Below are 550 nucleotides of genomic sequence, written 5' to 3'. Positions count from 1 at the left end.
CTGCCGGCGCTGCGGATTGACCATCGGTTCAGCGACATTCACCAGTTCTTTGCCCGCGTCAGCGTGACGCCCTCGACAGTGCGCGGCATTCCCTCCAACGGGCAGAATCAGCCAACGGCGCTCAACCACTTCACGCGGACAGGCTTTCAAGGCACGCGGGACGTTGCGTTTGTGGCGCAGAACGTAGCGACCATCAACCCGACGCTCATCAACGAGTCGCGCTTCCAGTTTGCGCGGCGTGCGGTGGACTACGGGCCGCAGAGCCAGATCGTCGGGGTTGAGATTCCGGGTATCGCCTCGTTTGGGCGCGAGCCGTTCTCTCCCGCCCGGCGTGTCGAAAAACGGTGGCAGGTGACGAACAACCTGACCAAAATCGCCGGGACGCATACGCTGAAGTTCGGTGCGGACTTCAACCTGCTGCTGTTTGACGCGCTGTTCGAGGTCAACTTCGGCGGCGTGTACGGCTTCCCGCCGAACCAACTCTTCCCGGCAGCGCAGGGCTTCCCAGCGTTTAGCGCCGTGCAGTCTTACGGGCTGGGACTGCCGGAAT

1 protein-coding gene is annotated in these 550 nt (G+C 62.9%); it reads left to right on the top strand.

Going from position 1 to position 550, the window contains the following annotated elements; genetic code table 11:
* On the top strand, positions 1–550 hold a 550-nt coding region (locus NZ585_15110; GenBank protein MCS7081357.1), incomplete at both ends, for a hypothetical protein.

Source organism: Chloracidobacterium sp. (genome assembly GCA_025057975.1).
GTDB lineage: Bacteria > Acidobacteriota > Blastocatellia > Chloracidobacteriales > Chloracidobacteriaceae > Chloracidobacterium.
Note: the sequence above shows the minus strand (reverse complement) of the source record. Positions and strands in the feature narration are given on the sequence as shown.